The 26074-nt window shown below is 63.3% G+C and carries 24 protein-coding genes; 16 read left to right on the top strand and 8 right to left on the bottom strand.

Annotation, left to right across the window (positions count from 1 at the left end; all coding sequences use genetic code 11):
• Window positions 1–27: 27 nt before the first annotated feature.
• Entirely contained in the window at window positions 28–774 is a 747-nt protein-coding gene (locus tag HU738_RS07610) for an NRDE family protein (RefSeq protein ID WP_186601875.1), read from the bottom strand.
• A 129-nt stretch (window positions 775–903) separates the two neighbouring features.
• On the opposite strand from HU738_RS07610, the gene HU738_RS07605 reads away from it, so the two are divergent.
• From HU738_RS07605 to HU738_RS07595, 3 genes are read left to right on the top strand one after another with little or no spacing between them, the layout of a single operon-like run.
• Entirely contained in the window at window positions 904–1686 is a 783-nt protein-coding gene (locus HU738_RS07605) for a sulfite exporter TauE/SafE family protein (protein ID WP_176507589.1), read from the top strand.
• Between the two features lie 16 nt (window positions 1687–1702).
• Window positions 1703–2509 carry a prolipoprotein diacylglyceryl transferase gene (gene lgt, locus HU738_RS07600; protein WP_054885505.1) on the top strand — a complete coding sequence of 269 codons (807 nt, stop codon included), beginning with the start codon at window positions 1703–1705 and terminating at the stop codon, window positions 2507–2509.
• A 51-nt stretch (window positions 2510–2560) separates the two neighbouring features.
• Window positions 2561–3532 carry a thymidylate synthase gene (locus HU738_RS07595; RefSeq protein ID WP_186601873.1) on the top strand — a complete coding sequence of 324 codons (972 nt, stop codon included), beginning with the start codon at window positions 2561–2563 and terminating at the stop codon, window positions 3530–3532.
• A 58-nt stretch (window positions 3533–3590) separates the two neighbouring features.
• On the opposite strand, the gene cadR is transcribed toward HU738_RS07595, so the two are convergent.
• Window positions 3591–4034: a cadmium resistance transcriptional regulator CadR gene (gene cadR, locus HU738_RS07590; protein WP_176507590.1), complete on the bottom strand. Its 444-nt coding sequence runs from the start codon at window positions 4032–4034 to the stop codon at window positions 3591–3593.
• A gap of 82 nt (window positions 4035–4116) precedes the next feature.
• Here cadR and HU738_RS07585 point away from each other — a divergent pair, with 82 nt between their 5' ends.
• The 5 genes from HU738_RS07585 to HU738_RS07565 all read left to right on the top strand — a co-directional run bounded on the left by HU738_RS07585 (window position 4117) and on the right by HU738_RS07565 (window position 11202).
• Complete coding sequence (locus HU738_RS07585) at window positions 4117–6369, top strand: heavy metal translocating P-type ATPase (RefSeq protein ID WP_186601871.1); 2253 nt, start codon at window positions 4117–4119, stop codon at window positions 6367–6369.
• A 9-nt stretch (window positions 6370–6378) separates the two neighbouring features.
• On the top strand, window positions 6379–7248 hold the full coding sequence (locus HU738_RS07580) for a LysR family transcriptional regulator (protein ID WP_186601869.1): 870 nt from the start codon (window positions 6379–6381) through the stop codon (window positions 7246–7248).
• 114 nt (window positions 7249–7362) lie between these two features.
• The gene (locus HU738_RS07575; RefSeq protein ID WP_186601867.1) at window positions 7363–8421 is read left to right on the top strand and encodes a putative 2-aminoethylphosphonate ABC transporter ATP-binding protein; all 1059 of its coding nucleotides are present in this window, start codon (window positions 7363–7365) and stop codon (window positions 8419–8421) included.
• Window positions 8422–10146, top strand: coding sequence for a putative 2-aminoethylphosphonate ABC transporter permease subunit (locus HU738_RS07570; protein WP_186601865.1), 1725 nt, complete (start codon window positions 8422–8424; stop codon window positions 10144–10146). It begins immediately after the preceding gene.
• Between the two features lie 30 nt (window positions 10147–10176).
• Complete coding sequence (locus HU738_RS07565; protein ID WP_186601864.1) at window positions 10177–11202, top strand: putative 2-aminoethylphosphonate ABC transporter substrate-binding protein; 1026 nt, start codon at window positions 10177–10179, stop codon at window positions 11200–11202.
• Window positions 11203–11256: 54 nt separating this feature from the next.
• On the opposite strand, the gene HU738_RS07560 is transcribed toward HU738_RS07565, so the two are convergent.
• Window positions 11257–12621, bottom strand: a complete 1365-nt coding sequence (locus HU738_RS07560) for a GTPase/DUF3482 domain-containing protein (protein ID WP_186601862.1) — start codon at window positions 12619–12621, stop codon at window positions 11257–11259.
• The gene (locus HU738_RS07555; protein ID WP_186601860.1) at window positions 12614–14005 is read right to left on the bottom strand and encodes a DUF2868 domain-containing protein; all 1392 of its coding nucleotides are present in this window, start codon (window positions 14003–14005) and stop codon (window positions 12614–12616) included. Before HU738_RS07555 ends, HU738_RS07560 begins: the two co-directional genes overlap by 8 nt.
• A gap of 54 nt (window positions 14006–14059) precedes the next feature.
• Here HU738_RS07555 and HU738_RS07550 point away from each other — a divergent pair, with 54 nt between their 5' ends.
• The gene (locus HU738_RS07550; RefSeq protein WP_176507598.1) at window positions 14060–14575 is read left to right on the top strand and encodes a dihydrofolate reductase; all 516 of its coding nucleotides are present in this window, start codon (window positions 14060–14062) and stop codon (window positions 14573–14575) included.
• A 34-nt stretch (window positions 14576–14609) separates the two neighbouring features.
• Here HU738_RS07550 and HU738_RS07545 read toward each other — a convergent pair whose 3' ends face one another.
• Entirely contained in the window at window positions 14610–16001 is a 1392-nt protein-coding gene (locus HU738_RS07545; RefSeq protein ID WP_186601858.1) for an L-cystine transporter, read from the bottom strand.
• Window positions 16002–16243: 242 nt separating this feature from the next.
• On the opposite strand from HU738_RS07545, the gene HU738_RS07540 reads away from it, so the two are divergent.
• From HU738_RS07540 to darG, 4 genes are all read left to right on the top strand, one after another.
• Window positions 16244–17299 carry an HAD family hydrolase gene (locus tag HU738_RS07540; protein ID WP_186601856.1) on the top strand — a complete coding sequence of 352 codons (1056 nt, stop codon included), beginning with the start codon at window positions 16244–16246 and terminating at the stop codon, window positions 17297–17299.
• Window positions 17300–17374: 75 nt separating this feature from the next.
• Window positions 17375–17944: a DarT ssDNA thymidine ADP-ribosyltransferase family protein gene (locus HU738_RS07535; protein WP_176507601.1), complete on the top strand. Its 570-nt coding sequence runs from the start codon at window positions 17375–17377 to the stop codon at window positions 17942–17944.
• Window positions 17944–18585: a type II toxin-antitoxin system toxin DNA ADP-ribosyl transferase DarT gene (gene darT, locus HU738_RS07530; protein ID WP_186601854.1), complete on the top strand. Its 642-nt coding sequence runs from the start codon at window positions 17944–17946 to the stop codon at window positions 18583–18585. The genes HU738_RS07535 and darT overlap by 1 nt, the downstream gene beginning before the upstream one ends.
• Entirely contained in the window at window positions 18585–19673 is a 1089-nt protein-coding gene (gene darG / locus HU738_RS07525) for a type II toxin-antitoxin system antitoxin DNA ADP-ribosyl glycohydrolase DarG (RefSeq protein ID WP_186601852.1), read from the top strand. The genes darT and darG overlap by 1 nt, the downstream gene beginning before the upstream one ends.
• Before the next feature lie 61 nt (window positions 19674–19734).
• On the opposite strand, the gene ilvD is transcribed toward darG, so the two are convergent.
• Window positions 19735–21576, bottom strand: a complete 1842-nt coding sequence (gene ilvD / locus HU738_RS07520) for a dihydroxy-acid dehydratase (RefSeq protein ID WP_176507604.1) — start codon at window positions 21574–21576, stop codon at window positions 19735–19737.
• 479 nt (window positions 21577–22055) lie between these two features.
• Here ilvD and HU738_RS07515 point away from each other — a divergent pair, with 479 nt between their 5' ends.
• Window positions 22056–22730, top strand: coding sequence for a magnesium transporter (locus tag HU738_RS07515; protein WP_232244104.1), 675 nt, complete (start codon window positions 22056–22058; stop codon window positions 22728–22730).
• Window positions 22731–22767: 37 nt separating this feature from the next.
• Here HU738_RS07515 and HU738_RS07510 read toward each other — a convergent pair whose 3' ends face one another.
• Complete coding sequence (locus HU738_RS07510; RefSeq protein WP_186601850.1) at window positions 22768–23964, bottom strand: class I SAM-dependent rRNA methyltransferase; 1197 nt, start codon at window positions 23962–23964, stop codon at window positions 22768–22770.
• A gap of 201 nt (window positions 23965–24165) precedes the next feature.
• Here HU738_RS07510 and HU738_RS07505 point away from each other — a divergent pair, with 201 nt between their 5' ends.
• On the top strand, window positions 24166–24984 hold the full coding sequence (locus HU738_RS07505) for an HDOD domain-containing protein (RefSeq protein WP_186601961.1): 819 nt from the start codon (window positions 24166–24168) through the stop codon (window positions 24982–24984).
• Between the two features lie 3 nt (window positions 24985–24987).
• The gene (mutM, locus tag HU738_RS07500) at window positions 24988–25800 is read left to right on the top strand and encodes a bifunctional DNA-formamidopyrimidine glycosylase/DNA-(apurinic or apyrimidinic site) lyase (RefSeq protein WP_186601848.1); all 813 of its coding nucleotides are present in this window, start codon (window positions 24988–24990) and stop codon (window positions 25798–25800) included.
• 10 nt (window positions 25801–25810) lie between these two features.
• Here mutM and HU738_RS07495 read toward each other — a convergent pair whose 3' ends face one another.
• Entirely contained in the window at window positions 25811–26062 is a 252-nt protein-coding gene (locus tag HU738_RS07495; RefSeq protein WP_054885521.1) for a YfhL family 4Fe-4S dicluster ferredoxin, read from the bottom strand.
• Between the last annotated feature and the right edge of the window lie 12 nt (window positions 26063–26074).

The raw sequence follows: 26074 nt of genomic DNA, 5'->3' as shown, positions 1-26074 counted from the left end.
TGGGGCCGCTTTACGGCCCCATGGCCCTCAAACCAAAAGCTCGACTTCGCCCAGGTGGCCACCAAACGGCCCGAAACTGCGCTCTACCAGCTGCCTTCTCCCCTGATCATCGACAATCAGCACGGTACTCGCCCGTGTGCCATAGTTCTGGCTGGCAATAAACACACTCGAAAGCAACTTCTCTGTCGCCATTCCCACGCCAGTCTCCGGTAGCTCAGCGTCGGCTGCCGGCTCGTTATCGGCCAGCAACGCCAGCAATCGCTGCGGATCTGCCGACTCAAGCAGCGCCTCCAGCCCAGCGCGCGCTTTCACCAGCTTCGGCCATGGCGTATCCAGCCCGGCATTGGACAGCCCATACACCCCGGCCTCCAGCAAGCGAGGCGCCACGTCGCGGGCATGCAGGTAGCCCAATTGATGGCCATCACCCACCAGCAGGTTGAACCCGGAATATTGGCCGCTGCGGCTGGCTACCTGGTCGAGGTAGGCCTCTACCCCCAGTTCACCTTGAAGATATGCCGCCACCAGCTCGCCGCGCGAACGCGGCCCCAGCACCTGTCCAGGGTCGCGGATATTGGTCAGCGCCGCAAAGCGCCCCTGGGGGCCAACGCCCAGCCAGGTACCGCCTGCTTCAAGGTCGCGCCCGGCATATACCCCGGGCGCATCGTCCCAGGCAGCCAGGGCCAGGGTCGGGCGGGCGTAGAACTCGTCACGGTTGGCCGCGACGATCAGTGGCAGGGCCTGCCCGGGCCGCCAGGCGAATACGATCAGGCACATAGGTTGGGCCTCTGTGTTTTTGCCCACTGTACCCACTGCACGGGTGTCGATCCATCCTGTCACAGACTTCACTAGAGCCCCGAGCCCGGCTTCCGTTACCATGCCGGATTGTTTTCTCGGGGACGACGAATGGAATTCGTGCTCTATCTGCTATTGGGCGCCTGTGCCGGTGTGCTGGCCGGGCTGTTCGGCGTGGGCGGCGGCATCATCATCGTGCCGGTGCTGGTGTTCAGCTTCACCCTGCAAGGTTTCGACGCCTCAGTGCTGACTCACCTGGCGGTCGGCACCTCGCTGGCAACCATTGTCTTCACCTCGATCAATGCCGTGCTCGAGCACCACCGCAAGGGCGCCGTGCAATGGCCGATCTTCGCCTGGATGACCCTCGGTATCCTCATCGGCGCCGGGGTCGGCGCCAAGACCGCTTCGCTGATCCAGGGCCCGCACTTGCAGAAGATCATTGGCGTATTTGCCCTGATCATCGCCGCGCAGATGGCCTTGGACCTCAAGCCCAAGGCCAGCCGTGACATCCCTGGCAAGCCGGCGTTGATTGGCGCCGGCGGGGTGATCGGTTGGGCTTCGGCGATCTTCGGCATCGGCGGCGGCTCGCTGACCGTGCCGTTCCTGACCTGGCGCGGCCTGCCGATGCAAAAGGCCGTGGCGACCTCGTCAGCCTGCGGCCTGCCGATTGCCCTGGCCAGTGCCCTGAGCTTCATGCTGCTGGGCTGGCATGAGGAACACCTGCCGCCCCACAGCCTGGGTTTCGTCTACCTGCCGGCGCTGATCGGCATTGCCGTGACCAGCATGTTTTTCGCACGCTTCGGCGCACGCCTGGCGCACAAGCTGTCGCCACGCCTGTTGAAACGCCTGTTCGCAGCCTTGCTGTTCTGCGTCGGCCTCAGCTTTCTGATTTGAATCGAGAGGAAGTTCCATGCTGCCTTACCCGCAGATAGACCCCGTGGCCGTAGCCCTCGGGCCACTGAAAATCCACTGGTACGGCCTGATGTACCTGGTCGGCATCGGCGGTGCCTGGCTGCTCGCCTCGCGCCGGCTCAACCGCTTCGACCCGACCTGGACCCGCGAGAAACTGTCCGACCTGGTGTTCTGGTTGTCGATGGGGGTGATCGTCGGTGGGCGCCTGGGCTACGTGCTGTTCTACGACCTGCACGCCTACCTGGCCAACCCGACGCTGATCTTCGAGGTCTGGAAAGGTGGCATGTCGTTCCACGGTGGCTTCATCGGCGTGATGCTGGCCGCGCTGTGGTTCGGCAAGCGCAACAACAAGTCGTTCTTCGAGCTGATGGACTTCGTCGCGCCGCTGGTGCCGATCGGCCTGGGCGCCGGGCGCATCGGCAACTTCATCAACGCCGAGCTGTGGGGCAAGCCTACCGACGTGCCATGGGCGATGATCTTCCCACCGTTCAGCGACCCGGCCCAGCTGCCGCGCCACCCGTCGCAGCTGTACCAGTTCGCCCTGGAAGGCGTGGCACTGTTCCTCATCCTCTGGCTGTTCTCGCGCAAGCCGCGGCCGACCATGGCGGTATCCGGGATGTTCGCGCTGTTCTACGGCATCTTCCGCTTCATCGTCGAGTTCGTCCGGGTGCCGGACGCCCAGCTCGGTTACATCGCCTGGGGTTGGCTGACCATGGGTCAGATTCTCTGCGTGCCGATGATCCTGGCTGGCCTCGGCCTGATCTGGTGGGCTTATAATCGCAAGCCCACGGCGAAACCCGCCTGATTATTCCCACGGCAGGGGTGATCCCCCTGCCGTTTTCGTTACAGGTAAGCCATGAAACAGTATCTGGACCTGGTCCGCGACGTCATCGAAAACGGCACCCTGCAGGGCAATCGCACCGGCATCCGCACCATCAGCCTGCCGGGCGCCATGTTGCGTTTCGACCTGCAAAAAGGCTTCCCGGCCATCACTACGCGCAAGCTGGCGTTCAAGTCGGCGATCGGCGAGATGGTCGGCTTCCTGCGTGGCGTGAAGAACGCCGGTGAATTCCGCGAACTGGGCTGCAAGGTCTGGGACCAGAACGCCAACGAGAACGCCCAGTGGCTGGCCAACCCGTTCCGCCAGGGCCATGACGACCTCGGCGAGATCTATGGCGTGCAATGGCGCCAGTGGCCGGGCTACAAGCGCATCCCGTTGAGCAACCCGGCAGCCATCGAAATGGCCGAGCAGGCCGGTTTCCGCCGCATCGCCCAGGACGAAGAGGATGGCGTGGCCTTCGTCATCCTGTACAAGGCCATCGACCAGGTGCGCCAGTGCCTGGACACCATCGCCAACGACCCGGGCAGCCGGCGCATCCTGTTCCACGGCTGGAACTGCGCCCAGCTCGACGAAATGGCCCTGCCGCCGTGCCATCTGCTGTACCAGTTCCACCCGAATGTCGAGACCAGGGAACTATCCCTGACGCTTTACATCCGCTCCAACGACCTGGGCCTGGGCACGCCGTTCAACCTCACTGAAGGCGCGGCGCTGCTGTCGCTGTTCGGCCGCCTCACCGGCTACACCCCGCGCTGGTTCACCTACTTCATTGGCGATGCCCACGTGTATGAAAACCACCTGGACATGCTCAACGAGCAGCTCAAGCGCGAACCGCTGGAAGCGCCGAAGCTGGTGATCAGTGACCGTGTGCCGGAGTTCGCCAAGACCGGCAAGTACGAGCCGGAGTGGCTGGAGAAGATCGAGCCGAGCGACTTCAGCCTGGAAGGGTATGAGCACCATGCGCCGATGACGGCGCCGATGGCGGTCTGATAGTTGCAGATCGCCTGAGCTGGCCTGTTCGCGGGCGTGCCCGCGAACGCTTTTTCATCTAGTGCCCATGGCTTCGGCCCACATGCGAATGCTCGGTATCCGGCACCGATACCGCGCCGTTCGTCTCCAGCTGCTGCAAGATCGCGCACTCCGCCCCCTGCGCATTGCAGCGCCGCCGCAGCTCCACCAGCTGCTCCTGCAACGCCACCAGGCCATCGATCCGCGCTTGCACATGGTCGATGTGTTCATCGATCAACGCATTGACGCTGCCGCACGCGTCGTCGGGGCTGTCGCGCAGGCGTAGCAGGCTGCGGATCTCGTCCAGGGTCATGTCCAGCGTTCGGCAGTTGCGAATGAAGGTCAGCCGCTCGACATGGGCCTGGGTGTACTGCCGGTAGTTACCCTCGGTGCGCGCCGGCTCCGGCAGCAATTGTTCACGCTCGTAATAGCGGATGGTTTCCACGGCGCAATCGGTGGCTTTGGCCAGTTCTCCGATTTTCATCACGAATCTCCAGCAAGTGGCTTGACCCTATAGTGGCTACAGGGTGTTCACTTGGCAACAGGCTCAATTTAAGGATGACCCCATGAACCAGCCTGTCAGCCACGAACACACGCATCCACACGATCATGCCCATGGCGAACAAGACCATGGCCATGTCGCCCACGGTCACAGCTGCTGTGGCTCAAGCGCTGCGCCCGCGTGGGTGCAACTGAGCGAGAAGGCCAGCAGCCACGCCCAGCTCAGCCGCTTTCGCATCGACGCCATGGATTGCCCCACCGAGCAGACCCTGATCCAGGACAAGCTGGGCAAGCTGGCGGGCATCGAGCAGCTGGAGTTCAACCTGATCAACCGCGTGCTTGGCGTGCGTCATACCTTGAACGGCACCGGAGAGATTGAGCGCGCCATCGACAGCCTGGGCATGAAGGCCGAGCCGTTGACTGCTGAAGACGACGGCAGCGGCGCCGCAGCGCAGCCGCACAAGGCCCGTTGGTGGCCGCTGGCCCTGTCGGGTATTGCCGCGATCGCCGCCGAAATCGTGCACTTCGCCAGCCTCGCGCCGCAATGGCTGGTGGCTGCGCTTGCGCTGGCGGCCATCCTCGGCTGCGGCCTGGGCACTTACAGGAAGGGCTGGATCGCCCTGAAAAACCGCAACCTCAACATCAATGCGCTGATGAGCATTGCCGTGACCGGCGCCGTGCTGATTGGCCAGTGGCCGGAAGCAGCCATGGTCATGGTGCTGTTCACCGTCGCCGAGCTGATCGAGGCGCGCTCGCTGGACCGTGCGCGCAATGCCATCGGCGGGCTGATGCAGCTGACTCCGGACATGGCCACGGTGCAGCAGGCCGATGGTCAGTGGCGCGAGGTGGAGGTGCGCGAGGTAGCTATCGGTGCTTTGGTGCGGGTGCGCCCGGGCGAACGCATCGGCCTGGATGGCGAAGTGGTCAGCGGGCAATCCAGCGTCGATCAGGCGCCGATCACCGGCGAAAGCCTACCTGTGGAAAAGGCGGCGGGCGACAAACTGTTCGCCGGCACCATCAACCAGGCCGGTGCCTTGGAATATCGCGTGACGGCCGCCGCAGGGCAATCGACCCTGGCACGCATCATCAAGGCCGTCGAAGAAGCACAAGGTGCGCGTGCGCCCACGCAGCGTTTCGTCGACCAGTTCTCGCGCATCTACACCCCGGTGGTGTTCGCCGTGGCCTTGGCGGTAGCGGTGATTCCACCACTGCTGACGGCCGGCGCCTGGTTCGACTGGGTATACCGTGCGCTGGTCCTGCTGGTGGTGGCGTGCCCGTGCGCGCTGGTCATTTCTACCCCGGTGACCATCGTCAGTGGCCTGGCCGCTGCGGCGCGCAAAGGCATCCTGATCAAGGGCGGGGTGTACCTGGAAGGCGGCCGCAAGCTGGACTTCCTCGCCCTGGACAAGACCGGCACCATCACCCACGGCAAACCGGTGCAAACCGATGCCAAGGTGCTTGACCCGCTGTTCGAGGGCCGCGCCCAGGCGTTGGCGGCGAGCCTGGCCGACCGTTCCGATCACCCGGTGTCGGGCGCCATCGCCCAGTTTGCCAAGGCGCAGAACCTGCCGCTGAGCGAGGTCAGCGAATTCGCTGCCCTGGCCGGCCGTGGCGTGCGCGGTGATATCGACGGCGAAACCTACCACCTGGGCAACCATCGCTTGGTCGAGGAGCTGGGCCTGTGCTCGCCGGAGCTGGAGGCCCAACTGGACACACTGGAGCGCCAGGGCAGGACGGTGGTGCTGCTGCTCGACCGTTCCGGGCCGTTGGCCCTGTTCGCCGTGGCCGACACGGTCAAGGACAGCAGCCGCCAGGCCATTGCCGAACTGCACGCGCTGGGTATCCAGACCGTCATGCTGACCGGCGACAATCCGCACACTGCCCAGGCCATTGCCGCGCAGGTGGGCATCGACCGGGCCGAGGGCAACCTGCTGCCGGCCGACAAGCTGCACAGCATCGAGCGGTTGTACGCCGAAGGGCACCGGGTCGGTATGGTCGGCGATGGTATCAACGACGCGCCGGCACTGGCCCGTGCGGAGATTGGTTTCGCCATGGCGGCGGCAGGTACCGACACGGCGATCGAGACTGCCGACGTGGCGCTGATGGATGACGACTTGCGTAAAATCCCGGTGTTCGTCAGGCTGTCGCGCCAAAGTGCGGCGATCCTGAGGCAGAACATCGTTCTGGCGCTGGGCATCAAGGCGATATTCCTGGCGATCACCTTTGCCGGCATGGCGACCATGTGGATGGCGGTGTTCGCCGACATGGGCGTGAGCCTGCTGGTGGTGTTCAACGGTCTGCGCCTGTTGCGCAAATGAGGTCCTGCAATGCTGAGTGCCGAGCTCAAAGCCTTCTACATGGTGGCCCGACTGGGCAGCATCACCCTGGCGGCGAAGAAGCTCGGGCTCAGCCAGCCGACGGTGACAACACAGATCCGCAGCCTGGAAAGCCACTATGCGGTGGAGCTGTTCTACCGCGGCGGTCGGCGCCTGGTGTTGAGCGAGGAGGGCGTGCGGCTGTTGCCAATGGTCAAGGCGCTGCTGCAGCAAGAGGCCGACATCGAGTTCGAGCTGCGTAACAGCGGCCAGGCCCAGGGCAGTTTGCGCATCGCTGCCACCGCGCCGTACTACATCCTCGACTTGGTGAAGATCTTTCGCGAGCGCCTGCCCCAGGTCGAATTGACGGTGGAGATCGGCAACTCGCAGCAAGTGCTGGAGATGCTCGAAGACTACCGGGTGGATATCGCCGCCTCGTCGCAGCTGGTGGAAGATGCCCGGCTGGTGCGACGGGTGTTGGGCACCGACCCGCTGGTGGTGGCGGTGCATCGCAATCATCCGTTGGCGCATCGGCAGGCGGTATCCATCGAGGTGCTGGCAGGGCATTGCCTGCTGATGCGCGAGAAGGGCTCGACCACCCGCCAGCTGACCGAACAGATGATGCATGAGGCGGGGGTGAAGGCCGGTTCGTTGCTGGAGATCGGCAGCCGCGAGTCGATCCGCGAGGCGGTACTGCGCAATATCGGCATCAGCGTGATTGCCCGCCATGAGGTCCCGCACAACCCGGAACTGCGGGTGCTGGCGCTGGACAATGCGCCGGTGATGCATGAGTACCTGTATTGCCTGAAGGAGCGGCGCCAGGCCAGGTTGCCAGCGGCCTTTCTTGGCGTGGCGCAGGAAGTGGTGGGGTCGCACCTGTAGGTCAGGCCATTACAAAATCTGCCTATATCACTATCACCGGCTTTTGCCCTAAAGCCACAGAACCTTCGCACAGCCTTCCTAGCATGGCCCTCACTTGTTCGATGAGGCCTTGCCATGAACCACGCCACTCCGGGCGCACAGATGAAAGTGCGCGGTATCCACAAGCGTTTCGGTGCCTTCACCGCGCTCAACGACGTGTCTCTGGACATCGCTGCGGGCGAGCTGGTCTGCCTGCTCGGCCCGTCCGGTTGCGGCAAGACCACCCTGCTGCGCTGCATTGCCGGCCTCGAGCGCCAGGACCGTGGTGCGCTGTACATCGGTGAACGCGATATTTCCGAGCTGCCTCCCCAGGCACGGGACTACGGCATCCTGTTCCAGTCCTACGCGCTGTTCCCCAACCTTACTGTCGAAGCCAATATTGCCTACGGCTTGACTGGCAGCAGTCGCGACGAGAGCCGCCAGCGCGTAGCTGACATGCTCGACCTGATTGGCCTGTCCGGTAGCGAAAAGAAATACCCCGGCCAGCTGTCCGGCGGCCAGCAGCAGCGCGTGGCCTTGGCCCGCGCGCTGGCACCGTCGCCGTCGCTGCTGCTGCTCGACGAACCGATGTCGGCGCTGGATGCCCGGGTGCGCGAGCACCTGTGCACCGAGCTTCGCCAGTTGCAGCGCCAGCTGGGCATCACCACGTTGATGGTCACCCACAATCAGGACGAGGCCATGCTCATGGCCGACCGCATTGCGGTGATGAACAACGGCCGAGTCGAGCAGTACGCGACCCCGCAAGCCATCTACGACCAGCCGGCCACGCCGTTCGTCGCCGAGTTCGTCGGCCAGGGCAACTGGCTACCGTTCCAGCGCAGTGGCGACAGCCATGCCCAGGTCGGCGCCATGAGCATGCGCTTGGCGGCGGACGCCGGCTCCGCCCGCAGCGGCCGGTTGTTCTGTCGGCCGGAAGCGATCACGGTAAACCCGGTGATGCATGAGGAAAACCTGTTCCCGGCCAAGGTTCGCGAAATCACGTTCCTGGGCAACCGCTGCCGCATGAGCTTCGAGCTCAAGGCCCTGCCGGGTCATGCGTTGCTCGCCGAACTGGCGCCGGAAGCCATGCCTCGCCTGGGTTCGCAGGATATCTGGGTGGCCTTGCCGCCGCAGAGCCTGCAGGTGTTTGCCTGAATGGCCGCGCCCATGTCCCTGCCGTTGACCCAGCCCAAGGATGCGCGATGCGGCGACGTCGCCCTGGGTGACCGCCTGTTCGTCATCGGCGGCAAGAGCCTGCTGTTGGTCCTGTTGCTGCTGGCCGTGGTGCTGCCGCTGCTGGCCATCTTCTGGAAAGGCTTCAGCGGTGAAGCCGGCCAAGGTGGAGGCTGGTTGGCCGCCCGCGAACTGTTCGCCAGCGAAAACTTCCACTGGCTGCTCGGCAACAGTCTGTCGGTGGCCTTCACCGTGGCGGCCATCGTGGTGCCGCTGGCGTACCTGTTCGCCTACGCCCTGCAGCGCACGCTGATCCCGGCCAAGGGCCTGTGGCGCGGCATCTCGCTGCTGCCGCTGTTGGCGCCGTCGATGCTCCCGGCAATTGCGCTGGTCTACCTGTTCGGCAACCAGGGCGTGCTGCGCAGCCTGCTCAACGACAACATCTACGGCTTCTGGGGCATCGTGCTCGGCGAGGCCATCTACACCTTCCCCCATGCGCTGATGATCCTGCTCTCGGCCCTGGCGCTGGCCGACGCACGGCTGTTCGACGCGGCATCGAGCATGGGCGCCGGGCCGTGGCGGGCGTTCTGCAGCATCACCTGGCCTGCCACGCGTCAGGCGGTGTTCGCCGCGTTCTGCCTGGTGTTCACCCTGACCATCACCGACTTCGGCGTGCCGGTCGTGGTCGGTGGTGACTACCAGGTGCTGGCGCTGGAAGCCTACAAGGCGGTGGTCGGCCAGCAGCAGTTCGGCCGCGGTGCGTTGATCGGCATGGTGTTGCTGCTGCCAGCGCTGCTCAGCTTCGGCGTCGATGCCTGGCTCCGTCGGCGCCAGGCAGAGGCAATGAGCGGCCGCGCCCACGTGTTCGTGCCCAAGCCATCGCGCTGCCGAGATACCGGCTTTCTGGCCATCGTGCTGCTGATTTGCGCGGCGCTGCTGGTGGTGATCGGCATGGCGGTGTACGCGTCGCTGGTGACGTTCTGGCCGTACAACCTGACCCTGTCGTTCAGGCACTACCTGTTCGATGACACTGCCGGTGGCGGCTGGCTGGCCTATCGCAACAGTGTGACCATGGCCCTGTGCACGGCGCTGATCGGCAGCCTGGTGATTTTCACTGGCGCCTACCTGATGGAGAAAACCCAGGGCCAGCGCCTGCTCAACCAGGCCCTGCGGCTGCTCAGCTTCATCCCCATGGCGGTGCCTGGCTTGGTATTGGGCCTGGGCTACGTGTTCTTCTTCAACCTCAATGGCAACCCGCTGCACGTGTTCTATGGCGGTATGACGCTGTTGGTGCTGTGCACCATCGCCCATTACCTGACCACCGCGCAGATGACCGCTGCCACTGCGCTGCGCCAGCTCGACGACGAGTTCGAGGCTGCCGCGCTGTCGCTCAAGGCGCCGCTGTACAAGCACTTCGTGCGGGTCACCGTGCCGATCTGCCTGCCGGCGCTGCTGGACATCATCCGTTACTTGTTCGTCTCGGCGATGACCACCGTGTCGGCGTCGATCTTCCTCTATAGCCCCGACACCATCCTCGCCGCCGTCGCCGTGTTGAACATGGACGATGCCGGCAACGTCGGCGGCGCCGCTGCCATGTCGACCCTGATCCTGCTGACCAGCGCCGCTGCTTCTCTGCTGCTGGCCGGTGCTTCACGCGGCCTGCTGCGCCGCTCCCAGGCCTGGCGCCAGCGCGCCCCCGGCCATTGACCGACTGCCCACTCCCACAGGAACCGCATCATGTTCAAGCCCCTTGTACTTGCCGCTGCCGTATCCACCGTCTTCAGCCTGCAGGCATCGGCCGCAGCCACCCAGCTGACGGTGTATACCGCCCTGGAAGCCGAGCAGCTCACGCGCTACAAGCAAGCCTTCGAAAAAGCCAACCCGGACATCGAGATCAAGTGGGTGCGTGATTCCACCGGCATCATCACGGCCAAGCTGCTGGCCGAGAAAGACCGCCCGCAAGCCGACGCTGTGTGGGGCCTGGCCGCCTCCAGCCTGGCCATCCTCGACCAGAACGGCATGCTCGAAGCCTACGCGCCGAAAGACCTGAGCAAGATTTCCGCCAACTACCGCGATGCCGCCAACCCGCCCGCCTGGGTCGGCATGGACGTGTGGGCCGCGACGCTCTGCTTCAATACCGTCGAAGCCGAAAAGCAGGGCCTGAGCAAGCCGCTGAGCTGGCAGGACCTGACCAAGCCTGAATACAAAGGCAAGATCGTCATGCCCAACCCGGCTTCGTCCGGCACCGGCTTCCTCGACGTGAGCGCCTGGCTGCAGACCTTCGGCGAGCCGCAGGGCTGGGCCTATATGGATGCCCTGCACCAGAACATCGGCCAGTACGTGCACTCCGGCTCCAAGCCTTGCAAGCTGGCGGCAGCGGGTGAATTCCCGATCGGCATTTCGTTCGAGTACCCGGCCGTGCAGCTCAAGCGCCAGGGCGCGCCGCTGGATATCGTGCTGCCGAAGGAGGGGCTGGGCTGGGAGATCGAGGCGACCGCCGTGATCAAGGGCTCGCCCAGGGCTGACGCGGCCAAGCGCCTCGCCGATTTTTCGGCAAGCCCGGCGGCGATGGAGCTGTACAAGGACAACTTTGCCGTACTGGCCGCGCCAGGCATTGCCAAGCCGCAGACCGAGCTGCCGGCCGACTATGAGCAGCGCCTGATCAACAACGACTTTGCCTGGGCCTCGAAGAACCGCGACGAGATCCTGAGCGAATGGCGCAAGCGCTATGACGGCAAGTCGGAGAAAGTGGCCCAGCAATAAGCCCGGACCCGACCCCTTCGCGGGCATGCCCGCGAAGAGGCCGAACCTGCTGATTCAGATCTGTGAAGCCAACCCCTCAAGCTGTTCCTGCCGCTCGGCCTGGTTGAGCTTCGCCCCAGGGTTGAGCGTCGACCACTGCGGATGCGCCCGGGCCCTGTTCAAGGCTTCCGGCAGCTTGCCTTCGCGCCACATCTTCTCATCCAGTTCGCCCAGCCGAATGCTGTCCTGCGCCGCATGCCCGCGGCCATCCAGCGCCACCATCAACTGTTGCTGACGCAAGGCCAGCAACCGCAGCACGGTGTCATCCACCGTCAGCTCGCGCTGCCCCTTCAGCTTGCCCATCAGCCGCGACCCATAATTACGTGCGGTCTGTAGCGCGCCCCCGGCAATTGCGCCCGCCAACGCTGCGGCGCCTAGCGTCAGCCCGCCAACCAGCAGATCCACCCCGGCACCGGCCGCCGCCCCGGCCGCGACGCCGCTACCCAGGCGCAGGCCCAGCAACTTCAGGGTCTCGGGATTGAACAGGTCATCGCCCCAGCGCCCGTCCAGCAGCGGCAGATCACCGGCATTGGCATCTTCCCGGCGGAAGGCATAGAGCTTGAGCAGCGCCTCCACGCAACGCTGCTCACGCTGGCGCACATCCTGGCGCAAGGCTTCGATAGCCTTGGCTTCAGCCGCTGGGTCGGCCGCGACGCTGCGTCGGCAGGCGGCGCAATCGAGCAGCAGTTCGGCGATCAGCCGCTTGCCGCTGTGCTGGCGTGCCAGGCGCTGGGCCTGCTGGTCATCGATCAGCCGTTGCAGGGCCGGGCGGGCGTCTTCCAGCAGCAGTGCCAGGCTCTCGTATAACCGGCGCTCACCCTCTTCGGGGGGCGCCACGCTATCGAACCGCACCAATGCGTGAAGCCCAAGCCGGGCAAGGGCTTCACGCCATTCCGCTTCGCGGTGCTGGCTGCTGGCGACGAAGTTGAGCACCGGCAGCAGTGGCTTGCCGCAACCGGCCAGCACTTCCAGTTCGTCGCGGTACTTGGCCAGCACCGGCTCGCGGGCGTCGATCACATACAGGCCGGCATTGCTTGCCAGCAACTGGCGCAGCACCTTGGCTTCCTGTTCGAAGCGCTGACGTGCCTCGCTGCCTTGCAGGAAACGATCGAGGCGGGCCGGGCCATCCAGGCGTTCGCCGGGGCGTTCCAGCCGTTCGAGGTAGTCGAGCAGGGCGATGGCGTCTTCCAGGCCGGGGGTGTCGTAGAGTTCCAGCAGCGGTTCGCCGTCCACCGACAGCCGCGCACCCTCGACATGGCGGGTGGTGCTGGGGCGGTGCGAGACCTCGCCGAAGGCGACGTCACGGGTGAGCGTGCGCAGCAGCGAGGTCTTGCCGACGTTGGTGTGGCCGACCACGGCCAGTTTCAGCGGCTCAGTCATGGCCATGCTCCAGCCAGGTCAGGGGCGAGGTGTCGGCGTGGGGCAGGCCGAGGCGGTCGAGGGCCTCGTGCCAGTCGCCCAGGCGTTCGGCATCCAGGGCTTGGCCGGGGGCGGCCTGGAGCAGCCAGATACGTGTGGCCCCGGCATTGCGCGCCAGCTCTGCGAGCAGCGCCAGGCTGCCGCGGTCGGGGGAGCGGTGGGGGTCGCAGGCGATGGCCAGGCGTGCCGGCGGGAATCGGCTGAGCTGCTCCAGCAGCTTGTTGCGCGATTCGCGGCTGTCGAGCACGCCAGCGTCGGTCACCGCCTTGGGCAGGACGGGTGGCCACGGGCGCTGGTCATCGAGTTCCAGGCCTACCAGCAAAGCGCCGCTGCTGCCGCTTTCCAGTTGGCCGGCCTGGAACTGCGGCAGCGCATCGGGGGCGGCATCCTGCACGCCGATGCGTTCGCTGCGCGGCATCAGGGCGTCGCGCAGCTGCGCATAGCCCGGCAGGCTGAGATCGAGCGTCAGCCGGGCACGGCCCTGCTGCCAGCGCCACAGGCACAACCCGGCCAGCAGCAGGCGTGGCAGCAGGCCGTACACCAGCACCACGCCGAGCAGCCAGCTGGCCCAGGCCTGGCGGGCGGCATCCAGGGCGGGGAAGGTATCGCCGCTGGCGCGGATCATGGCTTCGTCCGGCACGGCGAAGCCGAGCAGCGAGGGCAGAGCGCCCAGGGCTTGGGTCAGGTGAACGAACGGGTCGGCGGCCAGCAGCGTGGTTTCCCAGACGAAACCGTACCGGCGGGTTGCCAGCAGGGTAAGCAGCAGGCCCAGGGCCGTGACCATCGCCAGTAGCCACAGGCCGTGCACAAGGGCACCCAGCAGCCAGCGGTTCAGGCGCTGGCGTTGCAGCAGCACCAGCAGTGCTGGCGCCAGGTGTGCGGCCTTGGCATCGCGGGCGAAGCGCTCACTCAACCACAACCACAGGCGGCCGAGGCTGGCGCCGTGCTCGCCGCTCAAGGCAAAGCCCACGGCCCAGCCCAGCAGCATCAGCAGGTTCAGCCCGAGCAGGCTGCCCAGGGCCCAGAACACATTGACCGGTCGCTGCCCGTCGCCCAAGGCGGCAAAGGCCAGGCCTGCGCCGCTGAATACGGCCAGCAGCAGCAGGGCCAGCAGCGCCAGGCGGGCGCCCTGCTTCCAGTGGTGCAGGGCCGTGGTCATGCCATCGCGTTCGGCGAGGAACAGCGCGCGGCTTTCGATGCGTGCTGCCAGGTCGCCGCCTTGCTGTCGGGCGTGGCGGTTGGCCTCCTGATCGTCCAGCAGGCCTGCATGTTCCTCGCGCAGGCGTACCGCTTCGGTGAGCCAGCGCGTGTCCAGTGGAGTGGGTGCAGTCACAAGGTCTTCCATTGCGTGGTTCAGGGCAGAAGCATAACCCACACGCCGGGTGCTATCCTCGCTGGCATGAATACATCACTCCCCCTCAGCCTGATCGCGGCTCACGCCGAAAATCGCGTGATCGGCATCGACAACTCCATGCCCTGGCACCTGCCGGGGGACTTCAAGTACTTCAAGGCCACCACCCTGGGCAAGCCGATCATCATGGGGCGCAAGACCTGGGATTCGCTGGGCCGGCCGTTGCCGGGGCGGTTGAACATCGTGGTCAGCCGGCAGGCCGGTCTGGAACTGGTCGGGGCCGAGGTGTACGCCTCGCTGGAGGCGGCGGTGGCCCGGGCCGAGCAGTGGGCACGTGAGCAGGGCGTCGGCGAGCTGATGCTGATTGGCGGGGCGCAGCTCTATGGGCAGGCGCTGGAGAAAGGGCTGGTGAGCCGGATGTACCTGACGCGGGTCGAACTGTCGCCGGAAGGGGATGCCTGGTTTCCCGCGTTTGACCAAAGCCAGTGGACGTTGGTGTCGAGCGAGGCCCAGGCCGAAGAAGGCAAGCCTGCCTATCACTTCGAGGTCTGGGACAAGGTTTGAGCGGTTTGGGGCCGCCCGGCGGCCCCGATTGTCGTCAGCTATGGCTCAGCTCGGCATGCTCATCGCCGGCCAGCACTGCCTTGTCGGTCTCTTTCAGCAGTTGGCTGGTCACCACGCCCGCCGTCATCGACCCATTCACGTTCAACGCCGTGCGGCCCATGTCGATCAGCGGCTCCACTGAAATCAGCAGCGCCACCAGCTCGACCGGCAAGCCCATGGCCGGCAGCACGATCAGCGCGGCGAAGGTTGCACCACCTCCGACGCCAGCCACGCCCGCCGAACTCAGCGTCACGATCGCCACCAAGGTCGCGATCCACAGCGGGTCGAAGGTATCGATGCCCACCGCTGGCGCTACCATCACCGCCAACATGGCTGGATACAGGCCCGCGCAGCCGTTCTGGCCAATGGTGGTGCCGAACGATGCACTGAAGCTGGCAATCGACTGCGGCACACCCAGGCGACGCGTCTGCGCCTCGATGTTCAATGGGATGCTCGCGGCGCTGGAGCGGCTGGTGAAGGCAAAGGTCAGCACTGGCCAGACCTTGCGATAGAAGCGCAGCGGGCTCACGCCCGTGACGGCGAGAATGATGCCATGGACCACGAACATCAAGGCCAGGCCCAGGTACGACACCACCACGAAGCTACCCAGCTTGAGGATGTCTTCCAGGTTCGAACTGGCCACTACCTTGGTCATCAGCGCCAGTACGCCATAGGGGGTGAGCTTCATCACCACCCGTACCAGGCGCATTACCCAAGCCTGCAGGGTATCGATGGCCGGCAGGGCGCGCTCACCCTTCTCGGCGTCGTCCTTGATCAGCTGCAGTGCGGCCAGGCCAACGAACACGGCAAAGATCACCACGCTGATGATCGAAGTCGGCTTGGCCCGTGCCAGGTCACCAACCGGGTTGCTGGGGATGAACGACAGCAGCAGCTGCGGGATATTCAGGTCGGCAACCTTGCCTGCGTAGTCGCTGTGGATAACCTGCATGCGCGCGCTTTCCTGGGCGCCGGCCACCAGGCCATCGGCGCTCAGGCCGAACAGGTTGGCCAGGACGATACCGATCAAGGCGGCGATGGCCGTGGTCACCAGCAGGGTACCAATGCTCAGCACGCTGATGCGGCCGAGCGACGACGCATTGTGCAAACGGGCCACGGCGCTGAGGATCGAGGCGAAGATCAGCGGCATGACGATCATCTGCAGCAGGCCGACGTAGCCGTTGCCGACCAGGTCCAGCCAGCTGATAGTGGCCTTGAGTACCGGGTGGCCGGCGCCGTAGATGCTGTGCAGGGCCAAGCCGAACGCGACGCCCAGTGCCAGGCCCAGCAGGACTTTCTTGGCCAGGCTCCAATCGGTGCGGCCGGTTTGCGCCAGGCCTAGCAGCAGGGCCAGGAACGCCAGCAGGTTGAGGGACAGCGGCAGATTCATTGAAGCTCCAGGAAAAAGCAGAAGAGGCATCGCCTCTGGTGAGCGATTGCGAACGGAAATGCTAACAGCCTGAAAAGAAACGAATTTATATCCATAAGTAATTTGCTTAGTCGTATATGGAATAACAGGCTGTCGCGGATAGCAATGAACACGACGTTTATGGTTCTGTCAGGGTCGTTGTGAGAGGCAGGAATCGGCGCATGTTGCACTAGTTTTTCTGGGTCATTTCAGGAGATTCGCACATGAAGTTCGCTCCGAAAGCCCTCGCCCTGGGTTTGTCCCTGCTGTTCAGTGTCGAAAGCTTCGCCACCGAACTCAAGCATTGGCCTGCTGATGCCGCCAGACAGCTCGACGCGATGATTGCCGCCAATGCCAACAAAGGTAACTACGCCGTCTTCGACATGGACAACACCAGCTACCGCTACGACCTCGAAGAAGCGCTGCTGCCGTTCATGGAAAACAAGGGCCTGCTGACCCGCGACAAACTCGACCCGTCACTCAAGCTGATCCCGTTCAAGGACACGGCCGAGCACAAGGAAAGCCTGTTCAGTTACTACTACCGGCTGTGCGAGATCGACGACATGGTCTGCTACCCATGGGTCGCGCAGGTGTTTGCAGGCTTCACCCTCAAGGAGCTCAAGGCTCAGGTCGATGAGATGATGGCCTTGAACAAGCCAATCCCCAGCACCTACTTCGAAGGCGACCAGGTCAAGGCCATCGAGGTACAGCCGCCGAAGGTCTTCACCGGCCAGGCCGAGCTGTACAACAAGCTGATGGAGAACGGCATCGAGGTCTACGTGATCTCGGCAGCCTCCGAAGAGCTGGTGCGCATGGTCGCTTCCGACCCCAAGTACGGCTACAACGTCAAACCGCAGAACGTGATTGGTGTCAGCCTGTTGCTCAAGGACCGCGCCAACGGCCAGCTGACCACGGCGCGCAAGCAGATCAGCGCCGGGCAATATGACGCCAAGGCCAACGAAGGGCTGGAGCTGACGCCTTACCTGTGGACCCCGGCCACCTGGATGGCAGGCAAGCAGGCGGCGATCCTGACCTACATCGACGAATGGAAAAAGCCAGTGTTGGTGGGCGGCGATACCCCAACCAGTGATGGTTACATGCAGTTCCATGGCGTGGATGTGAACAAGGGCGGCATCCACCTGTGGATAAATCGCAAGGCCAAGTACATGGACCAGTTGAACGGCATGATCGCGAAGCACGCGGCGGCGCAGGCCAAGGAAGGGTTGCCGGTGACGGCCGACAAGAACTGGGTGATCGTGACACCGGAGCAGATTCAGTAGATCTCAGTCAGAAATCAGAATGAGCAGCTACGCTAATGGCTAAATGGTATCTTTTTGCCATCCAAGGATAGGGAAATGCCTGAGGAAATCCAAAGCGGTAAGCTGCTCTATCACCTGACAAGTCTGGAGAATATCCCTTCTATTTTCGAGCATGGTTTGCTGCCTCGTTCTCAGCTGACAGGCTTTCATGATGTGGCTGACCGAGAAATCATCAAAGGGCGTGGAACTCACGGCTTGGAGAACTACGTTCCATTCCACTGGTTTGCTCGCAACCCCTTTGACGGGCGTGTTCAGCGCGATCACTTTCACAAGCAATTTGTCTTAATCACAGTTCGCCGATCCTTGGCGGAGCGTGCTAACTGGAAGGTCATTCCTTGTCACCCTTTGGCAGGCACGGAATTCAGGCTTCTCGATTACCATGCAGGCTTTGCTGCTATAGACTGGCAAATGATGAACAGACGTGACTATCAAGACCAAGACTGCAAGAACGTATGCATGGCAGAGTGTCTGTCTCCGCATGCGGTGCCGGCAGCATCGTTCTTCATGATTTTTGTTCCTTCAGAAGAGGTTGCTGAAGCGGTGAACGCTAACAGGGGTAGCAAGGTTGGCACTGAGGTCAAGGTCATGAGAGCCATGTTCTCCTGATGCTTTACAGCAACCTGAACGCTTCCAAAGCGCTGATTTGGCGAATCGTGCACCGAGACAACCTGGGCTGGCTGCTGGATAACGGTCTATTCCCCATGTCGTCCGACCGTCGTTCGGGGCACTACGTGAGCATTGGTAATCCTGACCTCATAGACAAGCGAAGCCACAGGGTCGTGCCTGTCTCTCCAGGTGGTACATTGTCTGATTATGTTCCCTTCTACTTCACCCCGTTCTCCGTGATGATGAAGAACATCCAATCGGGGTGGGGCGTTCCTCAGCGGCGGAACGAAGAGATCGTGATTCTTGTCTCCAGCCTGTACCATGCGCAGTCGCTAGGTCTGCGGTTTGTCTTCACGGACGCCCATGCCTACCCGCATTGGGCTGGCTACTACAGCGACCTCACGCAGCTGGACAAGATCGATTGGGAGATTTTGCAGCGCAGGGACTTCAAACGTGATCCTGATGACCCTCGAAAAATGGAACGTTATCAGGCTGAGGCCCTTATCCATGGACATGTCCCGGTCGCTGGCCTTCTGGGCATTGTCTGCTACAACGAAGCTTTGAAGAGTCGTGTCGACAAGGAGGTTCAGCAGCGTCAGCTGAATCTCCCGGTATATGCTCGCCCTAGGTGGTACTTCTGATGATTCGCTTTATGCAAGGTAACCTGCTGGAGGCCAAGGCCGAAGCGCTGGTTAATACAGTCAACACCGTAGGGGTGATGGGGAAGGGTATTGCGCTGATGTTCAAGGAGCGTTTTGCCGAGAACTATCGCCAGTATGCTGCTGCCTGCAAAGCGAAAGAAGTAGTTACCGGGAAGATGTTTGTCACTGAAGTACGTGAGCTGGACGGGCCGCGCTGGATTGTGAATTTTCCAACCAAGCAGCACTGGCGTTCACCCTCGCAAATTGGCTGGATCGTCGATGGTCTCCATGATTTGCGCAACTTCATTGTCGAAAACCAAGTGGCATCGATTGCTATCCCTCCCCTTGGCGCTGGCAACGGAGGGTTGCCTTGGGCTGTGGTGCGAGAACAGATTCAGAGCGTTCTGAATGATCTGGATGCGGATATTCTTGTTTTCGAGCCCACGGCAAATTATCAAAACGTTTCCAAACGCAGTGGTGTTGAGGAGCTAACCCCGGCTCGAGCCTTGATTGCAGAGCTGGTGCGCCGCTACTGGGTGCTTGGCATGGAGTGCAGCTTGCTCGAAGTCCAGAAGCTTGCCTGGTTTCTGGAGCGATCAATCGAGCGATTCACGCCAGGCATTAACCCATTGGCGTTGAAGTTTGTTGCTCATAAGTATGGCCCTTACGCGAACCGACTTGAGCACCTGCTAGATAACCTTGATGGCAGCTATTTGCACTGCGGAAAGCGGATCAGCGATGCAGGCCCTCTGGACGTGATCTGGTTTGATGAGGGGCGCAAGTCATTTGTGCAGGCGTATTTGAACAGTGAAGCCAAGGCCTATTTGCCAGCGTTGGAATTCACGGCTGATTTGATCGATGGTTTCGAGTCTCCCTTTGGTATGGAGCTACTGGCCACTGTTGATTGGCTTTTGCATGTGGATGGTGTAGAACCGACAGTCCCGGCAGTTCGCGAACATCTGAAAAGTTGGTCTGGAGGGGCTGGTGCCGCTGCTCGAAAAAGCAAATTGTTCGATGATGAGTCACTTGGGATCGCTCTTCACAAGCTGTCAATGTTTCGCTCTGGCTCAGCCGCCTCGCTTCATTGATCATTAATGAACAAAAAAAAACCGGCGCTCCAGGCGCCGGTTTTTTTATGCGGTCAGAGCCTCACAGCCCTTCGAGCATCGCCTTGTTACGCACAGCACCCTTGTCGGCACTGGTCGCCAGCAGGGCGTAGGCCTTCAGTGCGGTGGTCACCTTGCGTGGGCGCACTTCAGCCGGCCTCCAGCCTTTCTTGTCCTGCTCGATGCGCCGGTGTGCCAGCTCTTCGTCGCTGACCAGCAGGTTGATCGAACGGTTGGGGATGTCGATCAGCACCTTGTCGCCGTCGCGCACCAGGCCGATGGCGCCGCCAGCAGCGGCTTCCGGCGAGGCGTGGCCGATCGACAGGCCCGAAGTACCGCCGGAGAAGCGGCCGTCGGTGAGCAGGGCGCAGGCCTTGCCCAGGCCCTTGGACTTCAGGTACGAGGTCGGGTAGAGCATCTCTTGCATGCCCGGGCCGCCTTTAGGGCCTTCGTAACGGATGATCACGATGTCGCCGGCCTTCACTTCGTCGGCGAGGATGCCACGCACGGCGCTGTCCTGGCTTTCGAAGATCTTCGCGGTGCCTTCGAAGACGTGGATCGACTCGTCGACGCCGGCGGTTTTCACCACGCAGCCATCCAGGGCGATGTTGCCGTACAGCACGGCCAGGCCGCCTTCTTGCGAGTAGGCGTGCTCGAAGCTGCGGATACAGCCGTTTTCACGGTCGTCGTCGAGGGTTTCCCAACGGGTCGACTGGCTGAACGCGGTCTGGGTCGGGATGCCGGCCGGGCCTGCCTTGAAGAAGGTGTGCACGGCTTCGTCATCGGTCTGGGTGATGTCCCACTTGGCGATGGCTTCTTCCATGCTGCGGCTGTGCACGGTCGGCAGGTCGGTGTGCAGCAGGCCGCCACGGGCCAGCGAACCGAGGATGCTGAAAATGCCACCCGCGCGGTGCACGTCTTCCATGTGGTACTTCTGGATGTTCGGCGCCACCTTGCACAGCTGCGGTACCTTGCGCGACAGGCGGTCGATGTCGCGCAGGTCGAACTCGACTTCACCTTCCTGGGCTGCAGCCAGCAGGTGCAGGATGGTGTTGGTCGAACCGCCCATGGCGATGTCCAGCATCATGGCGTTCTCGAACGCCTTGAAGTTGGCGATGCTGCGCGGCAGCACCGACTCGTCGTTTTCCTGGTAGTAGCGCTTGCACAACTCGACGATGGTGCGGCCTGCAGTAAGGAACAGCTGCTCGCGGTCGGCGTGAGTGGCCAGGGTCGAACCGTTGCCCGGCAGGGCGAGACCTAAGGCTTCGGTCAGGCAGTTCATCGAGTTGGCGGTGAACATGCCGGAGCACGAACCGCAGGTCGGGCAGGCGCTGCGCTCGTACTCGGCGACCTTCTCGTCACTGGCAGTGGAGTCGGCGGCGATGACCATGGCATCGACCAGGTCCAGGCCGTGGCTGGCCAGCTTGGTCTTGCCGGCTTCCATCGGGCCGCCGGAGACGAAGATCACCGGGATGTTCAGGCGCAGGGCGGCCATCAGCATGCCGGGGGTGATCTTGTCGCAGTTGGAGATGCAGACAATGGCGTCGGCGCAGTGGGCGTTGACCATGTACTCGACGGCGTCGGCGATGATCTCGCGGCTCGGCAGCGAGTAGAGCATGCCGTCATGGCCCATGGCGATGCCGTCATCGACGGCGATGGTGTTGAATTCCTTGGCCACGCCACCGGCGCGTTCGATCTCGCGGGCGACCAGCTGGCCCAGGTCCTTCAGGTGCACGTGGCCCGGGACGAACTGGGTGAACGAGTTGGCGATGGCGATGATCGGTTTCTTGAAGTCTTCGTCCTTCATCCCGGTGGCACGCCACAGGGCGCGGGCGCCGGCCATGTTGCGGCCTTGGGTGGAAGTCTTGGAACGGTAATCAGGCATGAAACACTCCTGGCGGCTTAATCAGGTCACAAAAAGGGGAGTGAGCTTCTCTTGTCCTTTGCGCCGCAGGCCGGTTGCCACTGGCACGGATGGGGCCGAAGACCGCGCGGGATCGCCGCGTGCTTGGCCAGAGCTCATAAACCCGCCGGGGATGACTGGCGATGAATAGCCCGATTCTACACCGCTGGCGCGGAGAGGGAATGAAGATGTGTCTGGGCGGTGGTTTGGGATGGATTCCCGACTGCTTGTAGGGCGCGTCCGAAACACCCCCCGCGAGGCAGACCTCGCCAGCCGGACTGGCTATCATCCGCCGCGCCGCATGTGCGGCTTCACGAGAAATCACCTCAATGGACCTTCCCAGTTTCAGTTCATCGCGAACCTGCAAATTGGCACTGAGCGCGTCGTCGCCAGGGCTTGCGAAGGCTTGACCCCCTGGGTTCGAGGCTCGTGGGTGCCTGCATCGGCGCCTGGAGACTCGCATGTACTCTATTTGCACCAGCTGCATCCGCTGTAATCAACCGCTCGGGCGCGACCAGGCCAGCGAAGCTTTGGAAAAGCTTCGCCAGGAGGCGACCGAAGACTTCCATAAAGGTGCATCGATCACCAATCACGTCGGCAATCTACGCCATGCCACTGTCGGCCTGTTGTACCGCAAGCGAGTACTCTGGCTGGTGCTGCTGGTGTTCGGAAACCTGTTTTCCGGTGCCGGTATTGCCGCCTTCGAAGAAACTATTGCCGCGCATATCGTACTGGTGTTCTTCCTGCCCCTGCTGGTCGACAGCGGAGGCAACGCCGGGGCGCAGTCGGCCACCCTGATGGTGCGGGCGCTGGCGACGGGGGAGGTGGTCATGCGCGACTGGATGCGCATGCTCGGCCGCGAATGTGCGGTGGCGCTGGCGCTCGGCGGCACCATGGCCCTGGCGGTGGCATCGCTGGGGGCATTGCGAGGTGGCGCGGATGTCGCATTGATCGTGGCCAGCAGCATGCTGGTGATCGTGCTGATCGGCAGCCTGATCGGCATGAGCCTGCCGTTTCTGTTCACTCGCCTGAAGCTCGACCCGGCGACTGCCAGTGGTCCGCTGGTGACCTCGGTCGCCGATGCGGCGGGAGTGCTGGTGTACTTCGGGATCGCGTCGCAGGTGCTGGAAATCTGACACCGATCCGGGGCGCGTTGCGCCCCGGCCGTGCGTATCAGCTGTTGGGCAGCAACCGGCAGGTGATGCTCTTGATGTAGCGGGTTTCGGCAATGGCCGGGTGCACCGGATGGTCCGGCCCCTGGCCGCCACGCTCGAGCAGCTGCAGGTTACGGTCCAGGTGACGGGCGCTGGTCAGCAGGATGTTGTGCAGGTCGTCCTCGGGCAGGTGCATCGAGCACGAGGCGCTGACCAGGATGCCGTCCTTGCTCAGCATGCGCATCGCCTGCTCGTTGAGGCGGCGGTAGGCCGCTTCGCCGTTTTTCAGGTCCTTCTTGCGCTTGATGAAGGCGGGTGGGTCGGCAATGATCACGTCGAAGCGTTCTTCGGCGGCCTTCAGCTCACGCAGCGCCTCGAACACGTCGCCTTCGATGCAGGTCAGTTTCTCGCTGATGCCATTCAGCGCGGCGTTGCGTTCGACGCCGTCCAGGGCGAAGCCCGAGGCATCGACGCAGAACACTTCGCTGGCGCCGAACGCGCCAGCCTGCACGCCCCAGCCACCGATGTAGCTGAACAGGTCGAGCACACGCTTGCCTTTGACATACGGTGCCAGGCGCGCGCGGTTCATGCGGTGGTCGTAGAACCAGCCGGTCTTCTGGCCTTCACGTACCGGAGCTTCGAACCTGACGCCGTTCTCTTCCAGCGGGACCCAGTCCGGCACTTCGCCGTAGACGGTTTCGACGTAGCGCTGCAGGCCTTCGGCGTCGCGGGCGGCGGAGTCGTTCTTGAACAGGATGCCGCCAGGCTTGAGCACCTGGATCAGTGCCGCGATCACGTCGTCCTTGTGTGCTTCCATGGTGGCCGAGGCCAGCTGCACCACGAGGATGTCGTAGAAGCGGTCGACCACCAGGCCCGGCAGCAGGTCGGAATCACCGTACACCAGGCGGTAGCACGGCTGGTCGAACAGGCGCTCGCGCAGGGACAGGGCGACGTTCAGGCGGTGCACCAGCAGCGACTTGTCCAGCGGCAGCTTGATGTCACGCGACAGCAGGCGAGCGCAGATCAGGTTGTTCGGGCTGAGCGCGACAATGCCCAGCGGCTTGCCGTTGGCAGCCTCGAGCACGGCCTGCTGGCCGGCCTGGAAGCCTTGCAGTGGGGTTGCGGAGACGTCGACTTCGTTGCTGTAGACCCACAGGTGGCCGGCGCGCAGGCGGCGGTCGGCATTGGCTTTGAGGCGAAGGCTGGGCAGGGACATGACGTCGCTCCGGGAAAAAGAGCGGGATTATAGCGTGTCTGCCTTATTTTCGCCTTTAGAGGAGTGGCGCTCGATCTCCCAGGCGCTGCACCTGTCAAGGCGAGCCTCAGGGGGTTAAACTCGCTCGTCCTCAACGAGTATGCACGTATGTCCCAAGAACTCAGCGCCGAACAGATCCAGCAAGCCTTGCAAGGCATCACCATTCCGCCGCAACCGCAGATCCTGGTAGACCTGCAGTTTGAGCAGTACATGCCTGACCCGGACCTGGAAACCATCGCCAAGCTGATTTCCCAGGACCCAGGCCTCGCCGGTGCCTTGCTCAAGCTGGTCAACTCGCCGCACTTCGGCCTGTCGAACAAGATCGGTTCGATCCAGCGAGCGGTGAATCTGCTGGGCAGCCGTTCGATCATCAACCTGATCAATGCACAGTCGATCAAGGGCGAGATGAGCGACGATACCATCGTCACCCTCAACCGCTTCTGGGATACCGCCCAGGACGTGGCCATGACCTGCCTGACGCTGGCCAAGCGCACCGGCATCCAGGCCGCCGACGAGGCCTATACCCTCGGGCTGTTCCATGATTGCGGCGTACCGCTGATGCTCAAGCGCTTCCCCGAGTACATGCAAGTGCTGGAAGAAGCCTACGCCAAGGCTGGCGAGGAAACACGCGTGGTCGATACCGAGAACCGCGCCTTCAACACCAACCATGCCGTGGTGGGCTATTTCACGGCCAAGTCGTGGCGCCTGCCGGAGCACATCAGCGGGGCCATCGCCAACCACCACAATGCCCTGGCGGTCTTCCGCGAAGACTCGTCGCGCAATACCCAGAGCCAGTTGAAGAACCTGCTGGCCGTATTGAAGATGGCCGAGAACATCTGCGCTTCGTACCGTGTGCTGGGCAATCAGAGCGTCGATCATGAGTGGAATGTGGTTGGCCCGCTGGTGCTGGACTATATCGGTTTGTCGGAGTACGACTTCGAGACCTTGAAACAGAACATTCGCGAGCTGGGCGGGCACTGAGCCATGCCGGAATTACCAGAGGTCGAAACTACCCGGCGCGGGATTGCGCCTCATCTGATAGGCCAGCGTGTCAGCCGCGTGGTGGTGCGAGACCCTCGCCTGCGCTGGCCGATACCCGAGGACCTCGACGTACGCCTGTCCGGGCAGCGCATCGTCAGCGTCGAGCGGCGGGCCAAGTACCTGTTGATCAACGCCGAGGTGGGCACCTTGATCAGCCACCTGGGCATGTCGGGCAACCTGCGCCTGGTGGAGCTGGGCTTGCCAGCGGCCAAGCACGAGCATGTCGATATCGAACTGGAATCCGGGCTGATGCTGCGCTACACCGACCCACGCCGGTTCGGGGCCATGCTCTGGAGCCTCGACCCGCTCAACCATGAGCTTTTGCTGCGGCTGGGGCCAGAGCCGTTGACCGAGCTGTTTGACGGCGAGCGGCTGTTCCAGCTGTCGCGCGGGCGTTCGATGGCGGTGAAGCCGTTCATCATGGACAACGCGGTGGTGGTCGGGGTGGGCAATATCTACGCGACCGAGGCGCTGTTTGCCGCCGGCATCGACCCGCGCCGCGAGGCGGGCGCGATTTCCCGCGCGCGTTACCTGAAGCTGGCGATCGAGATCAAACGGGTGTTGGCCGCGGCCATCGAGCAAGGCGGTACGACTCTGCGCGATTTTATCGGTGGCGACGGGCAGCCGGGCTACTTCCAGCAGGAATTGTTCGTCTACGGGCGGGGCGCAATGCCATGCAAGCTGTGCGGCACGACCTTGCGCGAGGTCAAGCTGGGGCAGCGGGCGAGCGTGTTCTGCCCGCGCTGCCAGCGCTAGCCGCCTGCGATCAGGCCTTGCCGGTGATGCGGCGGTACTTGGCCATCAGTTCTTCCTGGGTTTCCGGGTGCGCTTCATCCAGCGGGATGCAGTCGACCGGGCAGACCTGCTGGCACTGCGGCTCGTCATAGTGACCCACGCACTGGGTGCACAGGTTCGGGTCGATCACGTAGATCTCTTCGCCTTGGGAGATGGCCTCGTTCGGGCACTCGGGTTCGCAGACGTCGCAGTTGATGCAATCGTCGGTGATGATCAGGGACATGGGGACTCCGGC

This window comes from Pseudomonas vlassakiae, assembly GCF_014269035.2.
GTDB classification, from domain to species: Bacteria; Pseudomonadota; Gammaproteobacteria; order Pseudomonadales; family Pseudomonadaceae; genus Aquipseudomonas; species Aquipseudomonas vlassakiae.
Note: the sequence above shows the minus strand (reverse complement) of the source record. Positions and strands in the feature narration are given on the sequence as shown.